The organism is Neisseria sp. P0001.S005 (genome assembly GCF_051963715.1).
Window position 1 is genome coordinate 1 of record NZ_JBQCTZ010000276.1, and the last position, 3,736, is coordinate 3,736.

A 3,736-nucleotide genomic window follows, 5' to 3' on the forward strand; every position below is an offset into this window, starting at 1 on the left:
GTATCGCAACACCCAGGTGCGCGTGCTTTGTACACCGAGCAACTGATTGCCGAAGGCGTGGTAACTCAAGCTGAGGCTGACGGTTACATCCAAGCCTACCGTGATGCTTTGGACAAAGGCGAACATGTTGAACAAACAACTTTGAGCAACTTCCAACGCACACAAATCGACTGGAGCAAATACCAAGGTAAAGATTGGCGCGAAAAAATCGAAACCGGTTTGCCTGCCGCCGACATTGAGCGTCTTACTGAGAAATTCACCGCTGTACCGGAAGGCTTTGCCCTGCATCCGACTGCAAAACGTGTGATCGAAGCGCGTAAAGCCATGGCATCCGGAAAACAAGCCATCGACTGGGGTATGGCCGAAACCCTCGCATACGCAAGCCTGCTGACCAAAGGTCATGGCGTGCGTATCTCCGGTGAGGACTCCGGCCGCGGTACATTCTCACACCGTCATGCCGTTCTGCACGATCAAAAACGCGAAAAATGGGACGACGGTACTTATGTTCCTCTGCGTAACATGGGCGAAGGCTTGGGCGAGTTCCTGGTTATCGACTCTATCTTGAACGAAGAAGCCGTGATGGCGTTCGAGTACGGCTTTGCCTGCTCCGCACCTGACAAGCTGACCATTTGGGAAGCTCAATTCGGTGACTTCGCCAACGGCGCGCAAGTGACTATTGACCAATTCCTGTCTTCAGGTGAAACCAAATGGGGTCGTTTGTGCGGCCTGACCACCATCCTGCCGCACGGCTACGACGGTCAAGGCCCTGAGCACTCTTCTGCACGCGTAGAACGTTGGTTGCAACTGTGTTCCGAGAACAATATGCAAGTCATCATGCCGTCTGAAGCGTCGCAAATGTTCCACCTCTTGCAACGCCAAGTCTTGGGTTCATACCGTAAACCGCTGGTGATTTTCATGTCCAAACGCCTGTTGCGCTTCAAAGGTGCAATGAGCCCGCTGGAAAACTTCACCGAAGGTTCGACTTTCCGTCCGGTTATCGGCGATACCGCCGAACGCGCAAGCAACGATAGCGTGAAACGCGTGGTATTGTGTGCCGGTCAGGTTTACTATGACTTGGAAGCTGGCCGTGCCGAGCGTAAACTGGAAGATGATGTTGCTATCGTCCGCGTTGAGCAGCTGTATCCGTTCCCATACGACGAGGTTAAAGCTGAACTGGCGAAATATCCGAACGCAAAATCTGTGGTTTGGGCACAAGAAGAGCCGAAAAACCAAGGCGCGTTCTACCAAATCCGCCACCGCATCGAAGACGTTATCAGCGAAGAGCAAAAACTGTCTTATGCCGGTCGTCCAAGCAGCGCATCGCCTGCAGTGGGCTACTCAAGCAAACACATTGCTCAATTGAAACAATTGGTTGAAGACGCTTTGGCATTGTAAATCAAGTAGCATTCCGTCTGAGTCTGCTCAGGCGGAATGCCCATATGCAGAATTAAAAACACACAACAGGCCGTCTGAAAGGGCCATTGGAGACACAAAATGATTATTGATGTAAAAGTACCTATGCTGTCTGAAAGCGTATCTGAAGGCACGCTCTTGGAATGGAAGAAAAAAGTTGGCGAAGCAGTTGCCCGTGACGAAATCTTGATCGATATCGAAACTGACAAAGTGGTTTTGGAAGTACCTTCTCCACAAGCCGGCGTATTGGTTGAAATCGTAGCGCAAGACGGTGAAACCGTTGTTGCCGACCAAGTTTTGGCGCGCATCGATACCGCTGCTACTGCCGCTGCTGAAGCCCCAGCCGCCGCTCCTGCCGAAGCAGCTCCAGCTGCCGCTCCTGCTGCTGCACAAAACAACGCCGCTATGCCTGCTGCCGCCAAACTGGCTGCCGAGACCGGTGTTGACGTGAACGCATTGCAAGGTTCCGGCCGTGACGGTCGCGTATTGAAAGAAGACGTACAAAATGCCGCTGTCAAACCTGCCGCAGCCGCTGCTCCTGCTGTTGCACTTCCTGACGGCGCACGTCCTGAAGAACGCGTACCAATGAGCCGCCTGCGTGCCCGCGTTGCAGAACGCCTCCTGGCTTCTCAACAAGAAAACGCCATTCTGACTACATTCAACGAAGTCAACATGAAACCGATCATGGACTTGCGTGCGAAGTACAAAGATAAATTCGAGAAAGAACACGGCGTAAAATTGGGCTTTATGTCCTTCTTCGTTAAAGCCGCTGTTGCCGCTCTGAAAAAATATCCGGTTGTGAATGCTTCTGTTGACGGCAAAGATATCGTGTACCACGGCTACTTCGACATCGGTATCGCGATTGGCAGTCCACGCGGTTTGGTTGTGCCAATCCTGCGTGATGCCGACCAAATGAGCATTGCCGACATCGAACAAGCAATTGTTGATTACGCGAAAAAAGCCAAAGACGGCAAAATCGCTATCGAAGATTTGACCGGCGGTACATTCAGTATTACCAACGGCGGTACTTTCGGTTCTATGATGTCCACCCCGATCATCAACCCACCTCAATCTGCGATTTTGGGTATGCATGCCACTAAAGAGCGCGCTGTGGTTGAAAACGGCCAAGTTGTTGTCCGTCCAATGATGTATCTGGCTCTGTCTTACGACCACCGTATCATCGACGGCCGCGAAGCTGTATTGACCTTGGTAGCCATTAAAGACGCGTTGGAAGACCCAGCTCGCCTGTTGTTGGATCTGTAATCGTTTCAGACGGCCTTTTCTTTTATTTATTAATGAAAAGGCCGTCTGAATTTTTATTTAGATGTAGCGTAATGTAGTATCGTGCTACAATAGGCTCAACGAACGATTGAGGCCGTCTGAAACATTTGATTCGAATGAATCGACAGATATGGACTTTCAGACGGCCTTTTCTTAAAACCATCAAAACGCAGTCATTCAAAATAAAAAAGAAACGAAAAGTATCGTTTTTATTTTGAGATACTGCAAAAGCAAAGGATGACACGATGTCTCAATATGATGTAGTAGTGATTGGTGCAGGCCCGGGCGGATACGTTGCCGCCATCCGTGCCGCGCAACTGGGTTTCAAAACCGCTTGCGTCGATGCAGGCGTTAATAAAGCAGGCAATGCCCCTGCATTGGGCGGTACTTGCTTGAACGTAGGCTGTATCCCTTCTAAAGCCCTGTTGCAATCCAGTGAACATTTCCACGCTGCGCAACACGATTTTGCCGAGCACGGTATTACTGTCGGCGACGTAAAATTCGACGCGGCCAAAATGATTGAGCGCAAAGATGCCATCGTGACCAAACTGACCGGCGGCGTGAAATTCCTGTTCCAAAAAAATAAAGTAACCAGCCTGTTCGGTACTGCTTCTTTTACCGGTAAAAATGGCGATGCTTATCAAATCGAAGTCGATAACAAAGGCGAGAAAACCGTTATCGAAGCCAAACACGTCATCGTAGCGACCGGTTCCGTACCGCGTCCGCTGCCACAAGTCGCTATCGACAACGTGAACGTGTTGGACAACGAAGGCGCATTGAACCTGACCGAAGTACCTGCCAAACTTGGCGTGATCGGTTCCGGCGTGATTGGTTTGGAAATGGGTTCCGTATGGAACCGCGTGGGTGCAGAAGTTACCATTCTTGAAGCCGCGCCGACCTTCCTGGCTGCCGCCGACCAACAAATCGCCAAAGAAGCCTTCAAATACTTCACCAAAGAGCAAGGTTTGAGCATTGAATTGGGCGTGAAAATCGGCGACATCAAATCTGAAGGCAAAGGCGTTTCCGTTGCTTACGAAACTGC

Annotated in this window: 2 protein-coding genes and 1 pseudogene; all 3 read left to right on the plus strand. The window is 50.7% G+C overall.

Annotated features, from left to right (window positions below):
* Window positions 1-1,395 (plus strand): annotated as a pseudogene (gene sucA, locus ACTHSP_RS18695) (2-oxoglutarate dehydrogenase E1 component); the annotation flags it as partial.
* Between the two features lie 99 nt (window positions 1,396-1,494).
* On the plus strand, window positions 1,495-2,676 hold the full coding sequence (gene odhB, locus ACTHSP_RS18700) for a 2-oxoglutarate dehydrogenase complex dihydrolipoyllysine-residue succinyltransferase (RefSeq protein ID WP_440346656.1): 1,182 nt from the start codon (window positions 1,495-1,497) through the stop codon (window positions 2,674-2,676).
* Between the two features lie 263 nt (window positions 2,677-2,939).
* Window positions 2,940-3,736 (plus strand): FAD-dependent oxidoreductase (locus tag ACTHSP_RS18705; RefSeq protein WP_440346657.1); only part of this gene is annotated, 797 nt, incomplete at its 3' end.